Source organism: Pyrococcus sp. (genome assembly GCF_030153625.1).
Classification (GTDB): Archaea; Methanobacteriota_B; Thermococci; order Thermococcales; family Thermococcaceae; genus Pyrococcus; species Pyrococcus furiosus.
Genome location: NZ_JASKLM010000006.1, coordinates 1 through 16,467 on the forward strand (window position 1 = coordinate 1; position 16,467 = coordinate 16,467).

Below are 16,467 nucleotides of genomic sequence, written 5' to 3' on the forward strand. Positions count from 1 at the left end.
TAAGTAAATAATGGTTTCAGTCCTCATTTCTCTCCCCTTTTCTGAAGAGGTATCAGAAACTTAAACCTAACGTCCCACTGCTTATCCTGACAGTGTCTTGCCTATGAGGTAGGACTTATCAAGGGGGCCTATTTTTTAGTTGAAATTGACACAGACATCAAGGAACTGCACGTTGAGAGAGTTGCCCTCCCAGGGAAAAAGCTGGTAGAGGTTGAGCTTGTAGTGGAGGATAAGCCTGGAGTCCTTGCAAAAATTGCGGGTCTTTTAGGAAAAAATGGAATAAACATCTTGTTTAACGAAGCTGAAGAGCTTGAATCATTAGGATTATCAGCAATAGTTGCTGTTGTTGATGTCAGCGGAGCAAAGATATCCTTAGAGGAATTGGAGAGTAGATTGAAAGAAATTGAGGAGATTAAAGAAGTTAAAGTAATGGAGATAGAGTAATGTCCCCTCCCCGACCGCCCCCCGCTCATGGCTCACGGGGGTGTGAGTGGGGAGGGGCATTCTTAACTTCTCCAAACTAAATTATAAATATTATGACGAAAGAAGGAGAGTTCACTACTCTCAACACTTGGGACAAAAATTTTAAGGCGAAATTCCTAGAAGATGAAAAGGGCGATGAAGAGTTTAACCCCTCCTGACGGTTATGCTCCCCCGGATGAGGAAGCGGTCCCCCCTGGAGCCCTTCTTTGAGGTGAAAAGTATGATTCCGATCATAATAAAGCCAAACATCCTAATGTTAAAGGGAGTGCACCTTGATTCCAACATATACTTTCTAAAAAGCGGGAGAGAACTGCTGATAGTTGATACTGGAACGGGGGTTTTCTGGAATAGATACCTAAGCATAGCTCAGCAAGAGGGGTGGCTTGAGAACGTATCTAGGGTTGTAATTTTCAACACTCACGAACACTTCGACCATGTTGGTGGAAATCATGTTTTCATGAAATTCTTTAAAGAAAAAGAAATGGAAGTTGAATTTGCCTCTCATAGAGATACTGCAAGAACGCTCGAAGGAGGTGATGACTCCATAATACTATCATACCATTATGGCAGAAAGTACGAGCCACACCCAGTAAAGTTCAAGCTGGAGGATGGAGATCTTCTGTCAATAGGAGACGTAGATCTAAGGGTAATTCACACTCCAGGGCATACCCAAGGGAGTGCATGCCTATACTATGAGGACGAAAAAATAATGTTTTCAGGGGACACTGTTTTCTTCAATGCATATGGAAGAACTGATTTGCCAACTGGAGATGAAGAAGAGCTGATAAAATCTCTAGAGAGACTTGCAAGGTATGAAGTTAGACTCGGCCTCCCTGGGCATGGAAAGTTGATAGATAGGTGGACGTCTAACATTTATAGAATACTCGACCATCTGGAGGGGCTTTAATGAGAAAAGGAAGTGTAAAGGAAGTTTTAGCGAAAATAAAATATGATCCCAGGGAAAAGGAGGAAGATTACTTCATAATAATTGAACACAGAGGGAGTTACGGTAACATTAGAAAAATTCCGGTCTCTTTGATTGAGCTAGGTCATGGCTATTTTTTTGTTGGTGAAACGCAAATTCCATACCACAGAATACTTAAGGTGATTAAAAAAGATGGGAAAGTAGTTTGGGAAAGCAGAAAGAGGGAGTTAAAATGAGGGTATTAGTTACTGGGTTTGAGCCTTTTGGAGGGGAAAAGATTAACCCCACCGAGAGAATAGCAAAAGACTTAGATGGAACTAAGGTTGGAGATGCCCAAATATTTGGAAGAGTTCTCCCAGTAGTCTTTGGGAAAGCCAAGGAAGTATTGGAAAGCATACTTAAAGAGATAAAGCCAGACATAGCAATTCACCTAGGATTGGCTCCAGGGAGGAGTGCAATAAGCATAGAAAGAATAGCCGTCAATGCAATTGACGCCAGAATTCCAGATAATGAAGGAAAGAAAATTGAGGACGAGCCAATAGTCCCAGGAGGCCCAGCAGCTTATTTCTCTACTCTTCCAATAAAGAAAATCATGAAGAGGTTACATGAAAGAGGAATTCCTGCTTACATCTCAAACTCTGCTGGACTTTACCTGTGTAACTATGTTATGTACCTAAGCCTCCATTACTCAATGACTAAAGGATATCCAAAGATCAGCGGATTTATACACGTTCCTTACATTCCAGAGCAGATCATAGATAAGATAGCCAAAGGTCAAGTGCCCCCAAGCATGTGCTATGAGATGGAGCGTGAAGCTGTTAAAGTTGCCATAGAGGTTGCGCTCGAGGAGTTATTATGAGGGTTAAAGTAGCAGTAATCCTAATTTTACTTCTCTTTCTTAGTGGATGCATAAATAGAGAGAATAATATTCAAGGAAAAGTTGTTGAGGTGATAGATGGGGATACTGTGTACGTAAAGCTCGAGAGTGGAGAAAAAGTTAAGGTTAGACTTGTGGGCATAGATGCTCCCGAATTAGAGGAGGAACTAATGAGGCCCGGAGAGTATGGGAACATAACGAACACTTCATGCCTTCTTAAATATGCAAAGATTGCAAAGGATTACCTCAAAAACCTAACCCTGGGCAAGGAAGTTGTTCTCGTAATAGACAAATATCAGGGTAAGCAGGATAAATATGGGAGATTACTAGCTTACCTCTATCTAGATGCAACTGACGTAAATGAGCTTATGGTAGAGAAAGGGCTTGCTAGAGTATTCTATGAGAAAAAGTTTGAAAAAATAAAGGAATATTTGGAGAAAGAAGAAATAGCGAGAGAAAAGCGGTATGGGTTATGGAGCTGTAGTTAAGTTTTTAATTGGAACTTTACTCCATGCTATCGATGAGCATGTTCGAGGAAGTTGAAGTGGAAGCCTATGTTTATCCAACAGAAGATATTGAGAAGGTAAAGAAGGCAATGCTCAACTTAGTCCCAGGGCTAAAGTTTGAAGCTTTTGACAAAGGAGAGTACATGATTCTTGTTGGAAAGACTAAGGATAAGAGAGCTTTACAAAGGCTTTACGAACTCTTCAGAGGGCAACAGATACTTGACACTGCCAGGATGATGCTCGAAGAAGGACAATTTGGGGAGGAGATAATAATCAAGGTTCACAAGCAAGTAGCCTATGTGGGAAAGGTGAACTTCAACGGAGAATCTCCCCTCGGGCCAATAACGATAATAATAAGAACAAAGGAGCCACAAAAGCTCATGAAATGGTTGGCCCCAAGGACCAAGGACGGAGTTCCTATAGAGTGAACCTCCGAATGAAGTCTGCGACTTTTATTGCATCTAGGGTTTCATTATTTTAGGAGTATCCAACGAAACTCCGGCGAACTTCGTAGGATCAGAGTTCCTCCTCTTCCTCTTCCAGCAACCCATACTTGTCCAGCTCTCTCAAAAGCTTTCTAACTGCCTCCCAAGCGTCAGCCTCACTCTTTGCACCGGAACAAACGATTTTTCCAGAGGAGAATAAAAGTATTACCGACTTTGGCTCCTTAACTCTATATATCACGCCTGGGAACTGTTCCGGCTCGTATTCACAGTTTGGCAAAGTCAAGGCCACGACGTCTAAGTTGAACTCCCTACCGATGTCACCACTAAACACCATATTTTGTACATCTATTTGTGGGGCCCTCTTGAACTTAACCCCAATGCCCTTCAGCTTTTCAGCGAGCTTAGCTACAGCCCTCTCAATGTCCTGAACGCTTTTAGCGCCAGTAACAACGAGTTTTCCGGAGCTGAAAATAAGGAGAGCAACCTTTGGTTCATCAAAATGACAAATAATACCAGGGAATTCTTCCGGATTGTACTTAGAATTTGGACACAAATTAAGGACTTTTTCAAGATCGAGCTTAGCGAAGAGATCGACGGAAGCGACTATGTTCTCTATCCTGAGCTTAACCTTGCTCATGTCCACCATCCCAACACCCCCTTTAAAAAGACTTTTATAAATACCTAGGTTAAACTTTTAAATCTTCCCATTAAAAATCATGGAGATAAGCTTTTCTATGTTTGCTTTAAACTCATCAAAGCCACACTCATTAACTATTATGTAATCCGCCAGGGCTATAACCTCTCCAATGCCAAAACTTAACTCTTTTCTGTCCCTATCTACAAATTCTTCCCAAGTCTTTGGATCATCGCTCCTCTGCCTTCTTAATAGTCTTTGGAATCTAGATTTTGGAGAAGAATGAATTGCTACAACCTTTATCTCTTCGTTTTTGAATTCTTTTCTAAATTCTTCTACTTCGTAAGGACTTCTGACTCCCTCCACCACAACAATTGGATTTAATTCTAATAACCCTCTAACCTTGGGGACTGTAAGGATGGCGACAGCTCCTGGCCCTAACTCTTCTCTAACTTTTAAGCTCACTTCTTTTAATCCTTCAGGTGTCTTTGGAATCCCCCTTTTTTCTGCCTCCTCCCTAATTGCATCACCCATCGAAACAACTGGTATCCCCCTCTTTTCAAATTCCTTTGCCACTACACTTTTTCCCGAACCAGGCATTCCTACCAAAAGAATTATCATGGGGGAAGAGCCCCCTCAGTACGTTCTTGCAAACCTAGCTATGAATTTAGCTTCTCTACCACATACGGGACACTTTTTCCCTTCCACCTTTGCACTCTCATCGGGATATGGAATTCCAAGCATCTTAGCTTCTAGCTCCTCTTCCATCCTAAGTCCACATTCTTCTTCTCCACACCAAGGAATCTCCACTATCCCTCTCCTGTCGTTGAAAAGTTCCTTGGCCTCTTCAATTGTGTCAACTCGTTTGATGTGACTCTCCAACCACTCTTTAGCTCTTTCGTAGAGATATTTCATTATGTCATCAAACAGCTCTCTAATTTTATCAACTAACTCCTCCCTTGAAACTGTTATCTTTTCGAGCTTATCCCTTCTTGCAAGAACCACTGTCTTTTCAGTGGCATCTCTCGGCCCAACCTCGATTCTCACTGGAACCCCCTTCAGTTCCCAATCATAGAATTTCCATCCTGGTCTCTTGTCTCTCAAGTCTAAGTGTACCCTTATTCCAGCAAGCTTCAGTTCCTCTTCAATCTCCTTTGCATATGAGTAGACCTCTTCTTCACTTCCTTTTTTCGGAATTGGGACTATAACAACTTGGATTGGGGCTATAGTCGGAGGAAGAACCATTCCTCTATCATCTCCATGAATTGCTATAACTGCTGCCAGTAACCTTTCACTCATGCCAAACGTGGTCTGGTGAACGTAGTCGTGAGTACCATCTTCCTTCTCGTAGAGGATGTTGTATGCCTTGGCAAAGTTCTGCTTGTAGTTGTGCATAGTTCCTATCTGCAAAGTCCTCCCATCAGGCATTACAACTTCAGCTCCCAGGGAGTAGTAAGCCCCTGGGAACTTGTCCCATTCTGGCCTCTTAGATATGACATAGGCTATTGCCAGCTTTTTCATTAAATTATCGAAGATATCAAGGTCCTCTCTTATTTGTCTCTCTGCATCTTCAAAGTCTACATGAGCTGTGTGAGCCTCAAAGAACCTACTAATTTCCCTAACCCTAATTAGAGGCCTAGTGTGCTTTGTCTCATATCTATACACATTGACTATTTGGTAAACCTTAAATGGTAAATCAGCGTGAGACCTTATCCAGAGGGCAAACATTGAGTACATTGCAGTTTCGCTAGTTGGCCTCAAAACCAATCTAACATCCAATGGCTCATGACCAGCATGGGTTACCCAGAAAACTTCTCCCTCAAAGCCAGCAATGTGCTCGGCCTCCTTTTGGAATTCGGTTTCCGGGATTAAAGCTGGGAATAGAACTTCCTGATGGCCTGTTCTTTCCATTTCCTCATGAATGAATTTTTCAATGTTCTTCATTATTTTAAGCCCATATGGAAGCCAAACGTTCATTCCTTTTACAGGATATCTTTTGTCTAGGATTCCAGCCTCTTCTATTACTTCATTAAACCACTCGCTGAAGTTTTCACTCCACTTTTTTCTCTCTACCATCCAACCCACCTAAGGTAAAGCGGGAGGTTATTTTTAAATAAGTTTTGGATTAAATTTGCTCGATACCCATGTACAGGAAGAAGGTTATAGTAAGGCACTCAATTGCAAGTTTAGTGGCCTTAGGAGTATTTGGAGGGAGCAGATTTCTATATAGTGTCATTATAGCGAGAAAGTATGGGGTCGAGACTCTTGGATATACTAATTCTATAATTTCACAGGCATTTTTTGTAGCTGGATTTTTAGCATTTTTCTCAGTTGGTTTAGGGAAATTTACTTCCGAATTTCTGGGAAAAGGAGAACATGAGAGGATAAAAAATCTCACTGGGATTTCCTTTACATTTCCTCTTTTGGGTTTGATTTTAATTCCCCTAAATTTTCATGTCGCCCTGCTCTCAATCCTAAGGGCAATTCAACTAACTTTTAGAAGCTTTATTTATGGACTTCACAAAGGTGAATTATATGCTTATTCTATTATACTGGCCTTTTTATTTTTCCTTCTTGGATTTCTAGACGGAGCCCTTCTTCCTTATTATCTCCTCCTGGGAACAATTGGAATTTTTTCAATTTCTTATCTTGTATTGAGAGGCCTAATTGGTCTCCCAGGGAGGAAAGAGATTAAAATACTCATGGACTTTTCAACGTGGGCATTTTTAGGCACTATTGCTGGAATATTCCTATTACAAGCACCCTATTTCCTTACGGAAAAGCTTGCAGGTAATATTGAGGCAGGAATAGTTTCTGTGGCACTCTCAACGGCATTCCTACTTTCATATCTCCCCCAGATACTCCAATCTGCGATAGTTCCCCTCTATGCCTATGATTATGCCAAAGGAGATGTTAAAGCAATAAAAGAGCTTGCCGAGAAATCAACTCTACTTTTATCTCTTTTTTCTTCTCTACTTGTCTTCGGCTTGATCTTTGCAAAGCCAATTGTTGAAGTGTTGTTTAACATTAAGATAGGAGCAGAACTCCTTTTAGCCCTAATAGGAGTTGAGTTGTATGTTGCCTATAACCCACTGATTAATCTTCTAACGGCAACAAGGTTTGTGAAAAGATCAGCTGTATTCTCTTTAATTGGTGCAGTACTGTCAGGAATATCTTGGCTTCTTTTAATTCCCAGGTTAGGTGCTATGGGGGCTGTTTTAGGCCTCATTCTTGGTTATGCAACGATTTTTTTACTGGTTCTATGGGAAAGTAAAAAGAAATTCAATATAGACATAAAAATAGTAAAACCGACAATTTTAGCCATTCCTCTGCAGTTGCTATCCATGAAATTTCCATATGCAATCTTGATTTACTTTATTGCAGAAATAAAAGATGTGAAGAGGGTTATGGCCTTCCTCCGTGATATAAGATCTTAATGATTTCCTCAGGTAAACCTTCTGCCCTAATCCTCTCCTCAATTATCTTCTTATCGTACTCAACTTCTATGAACCTTGGCTTTAGGGTGTCTACATCAACTAAGGCAAATGTTGCCTTGTGCTCCTTTCCAGGTGGAAAGCCAATGCTCCCTGGGCAGAGAACTCTTCCGTATCTTGTCATGGCATCCATTGGGTACATCGGACTTGCGACTATGAGCATTTCATACTCCCTTACAGGCCTCATAATTGCCTCGTAGTAGCTGGTCGGTTGCTCAGCCAGGACTTCTCCATCGAAGGGATTTATAGGACTACCATAGACCCCAAATATCTCATTACCTCCAATCTTATCAACTAGGTATATTGGAAGATCCCTAAGGTACTCTCTTCCTTCATGTCCAAGCTTTTCCCATGTGAACTTTAAGGCCTTCTTTACATGGTTAGGGAGCTCAAGCTTATCTATATACCCCATATCTGTTGCGTGAGGATCACTCATTGCAATCAGCTGGTCATATTTTCCTCTAATTATCTTTACATTTTCCTTCTTGGCCAAATCTTGTATAATCTCAACAACTTCTTTTGGATATGGGAATAAGCCGACTATGTTTCCTAAAATGTAATATTTCTCAACTTCATATCCTTCCGCTATCAGCTCCTCTATTCTAGATAAAGCTGCTGTTAATGCGGGTAAGTTTCCCGCTATATTAGCAAGTACTGCAACATACGTCATTTTTCCTCACCTCCATCATTTTTCTTACCAAAATTAACTAAAATTCTGTGGTTTTTAAATGTTTCTATCTTCTTTAATAACTTCTCTTATTCTCCTAATACTCTCCTCTACATTATCCTTATCAAATTCAACAAATATTGCTTCTGGAAATCTGGCCATTAGTATTTCAAATAAGAGTCCGGGAGCATTAATAATTCTGAAGTTTTTTGTTAACTCTTTGTACCTCTTTAGTCTCTCTTCTTTTGAGAGGTAGAAGAACTCCTGAACAGCTACATAAGGAAATTCATCAGGATTGCTAGATGTTGTTGTAAAAACCCCACAAGTAGGAGATCCCTTAACCCCAACAAATACAACTTTTTCTGGCTTTTCTTCTATCAACACTCTCCCTATAAAGTCAGCAATTATCTTCGCCCTTTCCCTTGTTCCTAGCCTTTCTAGGACTTCTCTACTCATTGGAGGTCTTGGCCATCCTACAGCTAAGAATTCTGGACAGGGATAAAGAAAAACAAACCAATCATCGCTAAGCTCAGCTAGAAACTTTCTTAGTTCACTTGATGTTTTATATTCTTTATCTTTAGGGCCTCTGTAGACGTAAAAAGGAGTCAAGAGGCAAGGTGCTATTACTAAAATTTTCATATTTATTTATTTAGTTCTTGACCTCTATAAACGTTGCCATAAACAACTTTTATTAATTCCTAAATATTTAGTTCGAATAGGTGAGAGCATGAGGATCGACTTTTCAAGGCATTTTCCTATAATAGGAATTGAGGGACAGAGAAAACTTCAAGAGAAAAAGGTTGCTGTCATAGGAGCCGGAGCCTTAGGAAGTTGGGAAGTTTACTTTCTGAAAAAACTGGGAGTCGGTGAAATAATAGTAGTAGATAGGGACTTTGTAGAGGCAAGTGATATTCCCAGAACAATCTATACGGAAAAAGACATAGGGAAGCCAAAAGTTGAAGTGCTCAAAGAGAGGTTTGGAGTTAAAGGATATTTTGAAGATTTAAACCCAGGGACCCTTTATCTCTTAGATGAGGCTGATCTCATACTTGATGGGACAGACAATATATATACCAGACAGGTAGTAAATGACTATGCAATAAAGACTGGAAAACCATGGATATATGTGGGTGTTTTAGCTACTTACGGCAATATAATGCCGATTATCCCAGAAAAAACTGCGTGTTTTAGGTGTATAATGCCCAAATTACCATCCCGTCCTCTACCAACATGTGCTACGGCAGGAATTATGAGCTATGTACCACCTCTTGCTGCATCAATTGCAGTAAGCCTTGCGACAAAAATTCTACTAGGAGAGGAAGTCAAGAGTGAACTAATATTCTTTGATACAAAAACATTGGAATTTGAAAAGATTGAAATTCCCAGGAGAAAGGATTGTCCTGCATGTGTAAGAAAAGAGCTAACATTTCTCGAGAAGCAAATGAAAATTGAAAGGATGTGTGACGGATCAATACAGGTAACACCTCCTGAGAGGCTTGAAGTAGACCTTGAGGATCTTGCTAAAAGATTAGAAGAAACAGGGATTAAGTACATTTTGACATCACAGTTTATTCAGTTTGAGGATGAAGACTACGAAGTTCTTATATTCAGAGGAGGAAGAATGATTATAAGAGGAGCAGAAGATGAAAAAACAGCCAAAAATATTTTCGCTAGGTACCTGGGTGGATAACTATGATTATTGTTAGATACGGCGAAATTGCAATAAAAGGAGGAAAAAGAAAGGAATTTGAAAAAAAGCTAGCTGAAAATATAGAAAAAATTCTGAAAAGAAAAGGAATTCCAGGAAAAACAAAAATTTTAAGAGGCAGGATATTAGTCGATGCTCCCAATGAAGCTGCAAGCATAATTGCAAAGACTCCCGGAGTGGTTTCCATCTCTCCAGCAGAAGTTATGGAATATGAAGAGATCCCAAACTATCTTAAAAAGGTTCTTAAGAGCTTTAATCCCAGAAGCTTTAAAGTAGAGACGCAAAGGTTAGATAAAACATTTCTAAAGACGTCCCTTGAGATTAACAAAGAAATTGGAGAGTTTGTAGTGAAAGAGTTTGGATGGAAAGTTGATTTAGAAAATCCTGAATTAGTTATAGGAATAGAAATCATTGATGGGAAGGCCTACGTGTTTTTTGAGAAGATTAAGGGAGTAGGAGGTCTCCCTGTTGGAACTCAAGGAAAAGTTGTTGCTCTAATAAGTGGGGGAATTGATTCCCCAGTGGCAGCATTTTTAATGCTGAAAAGAGGAGCGGAAGTAATAGCACTCCATTTTGACCAAGGAACCAATGCTAAGAAAGTCGTAGAGAGAGTTGTTGAGATACTTAGCGATTATTCTCCTGATCCAATAGAGCTAATAGTGGAGAATCATTTCGAAATTTTGAAACCTTACGTTTCAGTACTAACTAAAATTCAAAAAAGAGAATGGACATGTGTACTCTGTAAAGTTGCGATGTTGAGGAGAGCTGTTGAAATTGCAAAAGAAGAGGGGGCACTTGGAATAGTTACAGGAGACTCCCTGGGTCAAGTTGCTTCTCAAACCCTTAGCAACCTTTTCATAGAAACTATCAGTGTGAACTACCCCATATACAGACCATTGATCGGGCTTGACAAAGAAGAGATTGTGTCAATAGCAAAAAGAATAGGCACCTACGATGCATTTTTAGAATATCCTTACTGTGAATGTCCCTTTAGGCCCGACAGAGTTATCACACAAGGCAAGATTACAGAATTTTATCTTATTAGGGATGAGCTTAGAAAAGAGGGGCTCTTGTAACTTTTTTTATATTACCCAGATTTGAGTAAGAAAGACTTAAAAGCGTGTATTCTTACTCAAAAATAGATAAACAAGAAATGGTGATCACCATGCTAAAAGTAGAGGATCTATGGGTTAAAGTTGAAGACAAAGAAATACTTAAGGGCATTAACTTGGGTATTGGAAAGAATGAACTTCACGTAGTAATGGGACCCAATGGAAGTGGAAAATCGACATTAGCACTAACGATCGCTGGCCATCCCAAATATAAAGTTATAAGAGGAAGTATAATATTTGAAGGTGAGGAAATAACATCGCTTCCTCCAGAAGAACGTGTAAGAAAGGGAATATTTTTGAGCTTCCAGCATCCTGTAGAAGTGGACGGCGTAAAGATAATTCATTTCCTACAGAGAGTTCTCAAAAATCTAAAAGGATTAGACGAAATAAAAGCATATGAAGTGATTTATACAGCTATCAAGGAACTTGGCCTAGATGAATCAATACTGACAAGGTTTTTAAACGTAGGATTTTCAGGAGGCGAAAGGAAGAAACTAGAGATGCTTCAAGCGTACCTAATAGAACCCAAACTTTTGATACTTGATGAGCCTGATAGCGGAGTTGATGTTGATTCTTTGAAAATTATAGCAAAGATCATACGAAAACTTTACGAAAAAGGAGCATCAGTGCTTTTAATTACTCACTACGGAAGAATACTAGAGTATCTAAATCCAACAAAGGTTCACGTAATAAAAAATGGTAAAATAGTTGCCTCAGGAGGCATTGAACTTGCCAAGACTATAGAAGAGAGAGGATTTTCGGTGGTGGGAAATAATGAAGAGTAAAAGTCACTTAGAAGAAATTCTAAAAGCAGGATCCCTAGAAGAAATCTTAGGTACTGCCGTTCCTTATCCCAAGGAGATCGAGATAAAGGGAAAAATTAATAGGAGTACCATTGAAGAACTCTCTAGGGTTAAAAATGAGCCTTCCTGGATGTTAAGACATAGATTAAAAGCTTTAGAGCTCTTTGAAAAACTACCAATGCCAAAATGGGTAGTCGGAATTGAAGAACTTGACCTGGATAATTTAATATTATATACAAAGCCCGAAATACAAAATGAAGTAAGAGATTGGGATGATCTTCCTGAAAACATTAGAAGGACATTTGAAAGGCTGAACATTCCAGAGATAGAGAAAAGATTTCTCTCCGGGTTAACTGCGGTATTTGATAGTGAGAGTATATACTCAAAATTGAAGGCTGAGTTTGAGAAAAAAGGTATAATTATGCTACCAATAGAAGAAGCTGTAAGAAAATATCCCGAGTTCGTCAAGAGATACTTTGGAAGGGTTTTTCCTCCAGGCGATCATAAGTTTGCAGCCCTTCATCACGCTCTTTGGAGCGGTGGGGTCTTTGTGTACGTTCCAAAGGGAGTAAAGATACCATTTCCAATTGAGGCATTCTTCGTGATAGGTTCTGCATTAGAAGGACAATTCGAGCACACACTAATCGTTGCAGACGAAGGAAGTTATCTCCATTTCATTGAAGGATGTAGTGCCCCAATGTACAAAGGATTTTCCTTCCATGATGGAATGGTTGAAATTTATGCCCATAAAGGCGCTACTGTTAAGTTTACCACAATACAAAATTGGAGTAGGAATGTGATCAATTTTAACAATAAGCGTGCAATACTCGAAGATAATGCATACGTGGAGTGGATTGAGGGGAGCATAGGGAGTAAGATAACTTACACATACCCATCAAGTGCACTTAAAGGCCCCGGAGCAAAAACCACCCAATACGTAGTTTCCCTTAGTAATGGCCCCTATTTGAAAGATACAGGAGCAAAAACCTGGCATTTGGCTCCAAATACTAGCTCAAAAATAGTTTCTAAGAGTATAAGTGCTAACGGAGGTATCAACATATATAGAGGCCTTGTGAGGATCATGAAAGGTGCAACAAACTCAACGGCAACTGTCTCATGTGATTCACTAATATTGGATAAAGAGAGCAGGGCTTATACATATCCTCACAATCAGAATGAAGAGCCAACTGCAAGCATAATACATGAAGCAACTACAGGAAAATTAAGCGAAGATAAGCTCTTCTATTTAAACACCAGAGGAATTAGAGAGGAGGAAGCGAAGAGTCTAATTGTTCTAGGTTTCATTTCTGAAGTTCTCGAGGGCCTGCCCTTCGAGTATGTAGAAGTTTTGAAGAAGGTAATAGAGTTAGAATTCAGCGAGATTGGAGGTGTCGGATGATGAAAGTAAATCTAGAAGGTTTAACCTACCAGAAGTATGGCGATAGCCCCACAATTAAAAGCTATACTAAGTGGCGTTTATTTGAGGAAAATTCTCCCCTTATCCTTCCTACCCAGGCTCCTGGGAAAAAGTTAGGAATGAGGGGGCATATAATTTTTTCTGGTAGTGATGTAGAGTTTAATTTGCCCGACGGCATTAAAGTTGAAGAGGGAAGTATAAATTTATCTCATCCTCAGGAATCTAGAATTCTAGGGTTTCACTTCTATGCCCTAAAAAAAGCATACAAAATAAGAATAGAAGAGGACATAAGAGAACCACTAATTATAGTTTCTCATCTATCGGAAAAAGCATTTGTCAGCCATCATTTAAGTATTGAAATCGAGAATGCATTCGCCCCAATAATAATATACGACATATCTGAAAAGGGAACAAAATCTTTAGTCGTAGAATTGGCAATAAAAGAAGGAAGGTCAGAAATATTAACACTTGGAAACCATTCCTCACTCTCCCACTATCTATTGAGAGCAATATTGGACGGCAATTCAGTGCTTAAAGCATTCACCATAATAAAAGGGGGGATCATGAGTCATCATAGAGAAGACTATTCTCTAGAGGGGGAAGCAAGTGAGCTTGTTCTTGCAGGATTGCCTGTTGGTATAGGCTCCGCGATAGATTATATTACGAATATTGTTCACTATGGAAAATCAAGCAAAAGTAAGATAAACGTACATGGATTCTCCTATAAAAACGGATGGGTAGTCCATAGGGGAGTGTCAAAGATTTCCAAAGAAGCAAAAGGATCTAGCAGTGAAGTCTCTTCCCATGTTATGATTTTAGATAGAGGTTCTCTAGGGGTTAGTGTCCCCATGCTAGAAGTGGACACTGGGGATATTGAAAATGCATCGCACTCATCAAGCGTTACACAAATAGACGAAGAGGCGCTATTTTACCTAAGATCACGAGGCCTAAATAGAGAGGAAGCCCTTAGATTATTGATATACGGAATTGGGGAGACCTTAACTAGCAATTTGTCTTTCTTGAAAGGAAGAGCTAGAGGTACAATAATTGACATAATACAAGCTCTTATTTAGTCAAAGTGGTCACTCTATCGGCAATAATTGAAAAGAAGCTTGATCTCTCCACACCATTGAAAAAGGTTTATAAGGAGAAGTCTAGAAAAATAAAATTGCCTAATCAATGAATGGATGGAGGTGATTGATATGGTTGAGCTACTAGTTAAGTCAAAAGTTAAGGAGTTTGTTTCAAGCATCGACAAGGATATGAGAGTAAGCCCAGAATTCTATGAAGCTCTCGAAGCTGAAGTCAAGGCCCTTATCGAGAAGGCCGTTAAGAGAGCTCAAGCTGAAGGTAAAAAGACGCTATATGCAAGACACGTCTGACGTTCTTTCTTATTCTTTTTTGCTGAATTATCTTTAATTTTGGTTGGGTACACTATTCTTAGCAAGTATTTTTGAAAAATTTAAATATTTGTTGACCAAAATATAAAAATTGGTGATCTACATGGTCGTGAAAAGAGAAATGACAAGAAGATTTTTGGAAGAGGCTTTTGCAGGCGAAAGCATGGCCCATATGAGGTACTTGATCTTTGCTGAAAAAGCTGAACAAGAAGGATTTCCAAACATAGCTAAGCTGTTTAGAGCAATAGCTTATGCAGAATTTGTTCATGCTAAAAACCACTTTGTAGCACTAGGAAAATTAGGTAAAACTCCAGAAAACTTACAGATGGGAATAGAAGGAGAAACATTCGAAGTTGAGGAAATGTACCCAGTATACAACAAAACAGCAGAATTCCAAGGAGAAAAGGAAGCAGTAAGAACAACTCACTATGCTCTAGAGGCAGAAAAGATTCACGCTGAGCTCTATAGAAAGGCAAAAGAGAAGGCTGAGAAAGGAGAAGACATTGAAATAAAGAAGGTCTACATATGCCCAGTATGTGGATACACCGCTGTTGATGAAGCTCCCGACCATTGCCCAGTATGTGGGGCTCCAAAAGAGAAGTTCATTGTCTTTGAATGACATTTTCATTATTTTACAAAATTAGTTCGAACCATAAACCTTATAAGCTCCAGATTATAACATCTAAATGGTGGTAGTAATGGCAAAGTGGGTTTGTAAGATATGTGGATACATCTATGATGAAGAGGAAGGAGACCCCGACAATGGCATTTCTCCTGGGACTAAGTTTGAAGAGCTACCAGATGATTGGGTTTGCCCCATTTGTGGGGCACCAAAAAGCGAATTTGAGATGTTAGAGGAGTGAGGTGGTAGAAATGATTAGCGAAACTATAAGAAGTGGAGATTGGAAAGGGGAAAAGCACGTGCCAGTTATAGAGTACGAAAGGGAAGGAGACCTTGTCAAGGTTAAGGTTCAGGTGGGCAAAGAGATTCCACATCCAAACACCACCGAGCACCACATTAAATACATAGAGCTTTACTTCTTGCCAGAGGGCGAGAACTTTGTTTACCACGTTGGAAGGGCTGAATTTACAGCACATGGAGAGTCTGTAAATGGGCCAAATACAAGCGATGTATACACTGAGCCCATAGCTTACTTTGTCCTTAAGACCAAGAAGAAGGGCAAGCTCTACGCTCTTAGCTACTGTAACATCCACGGCCTTTGGGAGAACGAAGTTACATTAGAGTAACCACTTTAGTTTAATTTTTCCCTTTATGTTTTCAAGTTTTACTTGTTCACGTAACAAAAGATCCGACAATTTTTGAGCATACTCTAATGCACTCTTCTTTTTCTCTTGCCAAAACTTTTATAAGTCTACAAGCTTGTTAGGGAATAGGCTTCACTATCACTAGGAGGTGAGAATATGGCCCTAAGGCCAGCTAAGATTGACAGATATGTTGACAAGCCCGCATATACAAGAAGGGAATACATTAGAGGAGCTCCTGGTCCAAAGATAACCATTTTCGACATGGGAAATCCTGCTGGAGATTTTGAGTTTGAAGTTTCACTTCATACTGCTGAACCCGTTCAGATAAGGCAAAACGCTCTCGAGGCTGCAAGACAGCAAGTTAACAGATATTTACAGAAGAACGTTGGTAGAAGCAACTACCACTTTAAGATTAGAGTTTATCCATTCCAAGTGCTCAGAGAAAATCCAATGGCTACAGGAAGAAAAGCTGATCGTTATGGAAACGGAATGAGGAGGCCATTTGGTAAGCCAATAGGACTTGCCGCTAGACTAAAGAGAGATCAAAAAATTCTCTCAATAAGGGTTAACAGACAACACCTCAAGTTCGCCATAGAAGGTGTAAGAAGAGCTGCAATGAAGTTCCCATGCAAGTGCTACTACAGAATATATGACAAGGAAGGAAACGACGTAACAACAAAGATTCTCTCCCAAGGCCTATAACTTTATTACCTTTCTTCCCTTATTTTA

The 16,467-nt window shown here is 39.7% G+C and carries 21 protein-coding genes and 1 pseudogene; 17 read left to right on the forward strand and 5 right to left on the reverse strand.

Annotated features, from left to right (window positions below; genetic code table 11):
* Positions 1-96: 96 nt before the first annotated feature.
* From PWP39_RS01695 to PWP39_RS01720, 6 genes and pseudogenes are all read left to right on the forward strand, one after another.
* Positions 97-444: pseudogene (locus PWP39_RS01695) on the forward strand (ACT domain-containing protein); the annotation flags it as partial.
* A gap of 259 nt (positions 445-703) precedes the next feature.
* Positions 704-1,390, forward strand: coding sequence for an MBL fold metallo-hydrolase (locus PWP39_RS01700; protein WP_288072153.1), 687 nt, complete (start codon positions 704-706; stop codon positions 1,388-1,390).
* Positions 1,390-1,644, forward strand: coding sequence for a DUF504 domain-containing protein (locus PWP39_RS01705; RefSeq protein WP_288072154.1), 255 nt, complete (start codon positions 1,390-1,392; stop codon positions 1,642-1,644). The genes PWP39_RS01700 and PWP39_RS01705 overlap by 1 nt, the downstream gene beginning before the upstream one ends.
* Complete coding sequence (locus PWP39_RS01710) at positions 1,641-2,267, forward strand: pyroglutamyl-peptidase I (protein ID WP_288072156.1); 627 nt, start codon at positions 1,641-1,643, stop codon at positions 2,265-2,267. The genes PWP39_RS01705 and PWP39_RS01710 overlap by 4 nt, the downstream gene beginning before the upstream one ends.
* Positions 2,264-2,773 (forward strand): thermonuclease family protein, encoded by a 510-nt coding sequence (locus PWP39_RS01715; protein ID WP_288072157.1) that lies wholly within the window; start codon positions 2,264-2,266, stop codon positions 2,771-2,773. The genes PWP39_RS01710 and PWP39_RS01715 overlap by 4 nt, the downstream gene beginning before the upstream one ends.
* A 38-nt stretch (positions 2,774-2,811) precedes the next feature.
* Positions 2,812-3,219: an RNA-binding domain-containing protein gene (locus tag PWP39_RS01720; protein WP_288072244.1), complete on the forward strand. Its 408-nt coding sequence runs from the start codon at positions 2,812-2,814 to the stop codon at positions 3,217-3,219.
* An 88-nt stretch (positions 3,220-3,307) separates the two neighbouring features.
* On the opposite strand, the gene PWP39_RS01725 is transcribed toward PWP39_RS01720, so the two are convergent.
* From PWP39_RS01725 to proS, 3 genes are read right to left on the reverse strand one after another with little or no spacing between them, the layout of a single operon-like run.
* Entirely contained in the window at positions 3,308-3,883 is a 576-nt protein-coding gene (locus PWP39_RS01725) for a TATA-box-binding protein (protein ID WP_288072159.1), read from the reverse strand.
* Positions 3,884-3,931: 48 nt separating this feature from the next.
* Positions 3,932-4,492, reverse strand: a complete 561-nt coding sequence (locus PWP39_RS01730; RefSeq protein WP_288072161.1) for an AAA family ATPase — start codon at positions 4,490-4,492, stop codon at positions 3,932-3,934.
* 15 nt (positions 4,493-4,507) lie between these two features.
* Positions 4,508-5,947, reverse strand: coding sequence for a proline--tRNA ligase (gene proS / locus PWP39_RS01735; RefSeq protein ID WP_288072162.1), 1,440 nt, complete (start codon positions 5,945-5,947; stop codon positions 4,508-4,510).
* Between the two features lie 68 nt (positions 5,948-6,015).
* Here proS and PWP39_RS01740 point away from each other — a divergent pair, with 68 nt between their 5' ends.
* A complete protein-coding gene (locus tag PWP39_RS01740) occupies positions 6,016-7,308 on the forward strand; it encodes a lipopolysaccharide biosynthesis protein (RefSeq protein ID WP_288072164.1) in 1,293 nt (430 codons plus the stop codon).
* Here PWP39_RS01740 and PWP39_RS01745 read toward each other — a convergent pair.
* Positions 7,277-8,035 (reverse strand): metallophosphoesterase family protein, encoded by a 759-nt coding sequence (locus PWP39_RS01745; RefSeq protein ID WP_288072166.1) that lies wholly within the window; start codon positions 8,033-8,035, stop codon positions 7,277-7,279. The genes PWP39_RS01740 and PWP39_RS01745 overlap by 32 nt on opposite strands.
* A 54-nt stretch (positions 8,036-8,089) precedes the next feature.
* On the reverse strand, positions 8,090-8,671 hold the full coding sequence (locus PWP39_RS01750) for a hypothetical protein (protein ID WP_288072168.1): 582 nt from the start codon (positions 8,669-8,671) through the stop codon (positions 8,090-8,092).
* An 88-nt stretch (positions 8,672-8,759) separates the two neighbouring features.
* Here PWP39_RS01750 and PWP39_RS01755 point away from each other — a divergent pair, with 88 nt between their 5' ends.
* From PWP39_RS01755 to PWP39_RS01800, 10 genes are all read left to right on the forward strand, one after another.
* Positions 8,760-9,722 (forward strand): ThiF family adenylyltransferase, encoded by a 963-nt coding sequence (locus PWP39_RS01755; RefSeq protein WP_288072170.1) that lies wholly within the window; start codon positions 8,760-8,762, stop codon positions 9,720-9,722.
* Positions 9,723-9,724: 2 nt separating this feature from the next.
* A complete protein-coding gene (gene thiI / locus PWP39_RS01760) occupies positions 9,725-10,816 on the forward strand; it encodes a tRNA uracil 4-sulfurtransferase ThiI (protein WP_288072171.1) in 1,092 nt (363 codons plus the stop codon).
* An 89-nt stretch (positions 10,817-10,905) separates the two neighbouring features.
* Complete coding sequence (gene sufC, locus PWP39_RS01765) at positions 10,906-11,637, forward strand: Fe-S cluster assembly ATPase SufC (protein ID WP_288072174.1); 732 nt, start codon at positions 10,906-10,908, stop codon at positions 11,635-11,637.
* On the forward strand, positions 11,627-13,054 hold the full coding sequence (sufB, locus tag PWP39_RS01770) for a Fe-S cluster assembly protein SufB (protein WP_288072176.1): 1,428 nt from the start codon (positions 11,627-11,629) through the stop codon (positions 13,052-13,054). Before sufC ends, sufB begins: the two co-directional genes overlap by 11 nt.
* Positions 13,054-14,145, forward strand: a complete 1,092-nt coding sequence (locus PWP39_RS01775) for a SufD family Fe-S cluster assembly protein (protein WP_288072178.1) — start codon at positions 13,054-13,056, stop codon at positions 14,143-14,145. Before sufB ends, PWP39_RS01775 begins: the two co-directional genes overlap by 1 nt.
* Before the next feature lie 129 nt (positions 14,146-14,274).
* Positions 14,275-14,454, forward strand: a complete 180-nt coding sequence (locus PWP39_RS01780) for a hypothetical protein (protein ID WP_288072180.1) — start codon at positions 14,275-14,277, stop codon at positions 14,452-14,454.
* Positions 14,455-14,575: 121 nt separating this feature from the next.
* Positions 14,576-15,091, forward strand: a complete 516-nt coding sequence (locus tag PWP39_RS01785) for a rubrerythrin family protein (RefSeq protein WP_288072246.1) — start codon at positions 14,576-14,578, stop codon at positions 15,089-15,091.
* Between the two features lie 79 nt (positions 15,092-15,170).
* On the forward strand, positions 15,171-15,335 hold the full coding sequence (gene rd / locus PWP39_RS01790; RefSeq protein WP_288072248.1) for a rubredoxin: 165 nt from the start codon (positions 15,171-15,173) through the stop codon (positions 15,333-15,335).
* A 10-nt stretch (positions 15,336-15,345) separates the two neighbouring features.
* The gene (sorA, locus tag PWP39_RS01795) at positions 15,346-15,720 is read left to right on the forward strand and encodes a superoxide reductase SorA (protein WP_288072182.1); all 375 of its coding nucleotides are present in this window, start codon (positions 15,346-15,348) and stop codon (positions 15,718-15,720) included.
* A 174-nt stretch (positions 15,721-15,894) separates the two neighbouring features.
* Positions 15,895-16,440 carry a 50S ribosomal protein L16 gene (locus PWP39_RS01800; protein WP_288072185.1) on the forward strand — a complete coding sequence of 182 codons (546 nt, stop codon included), beginning with the start codon at positions 15,895-15,897 and terminating at the stop codon, positions 16,438-16,440.
* The last annotated feature ends 27 nt before the right edge of the window (positions 16,441-16,467 follow it).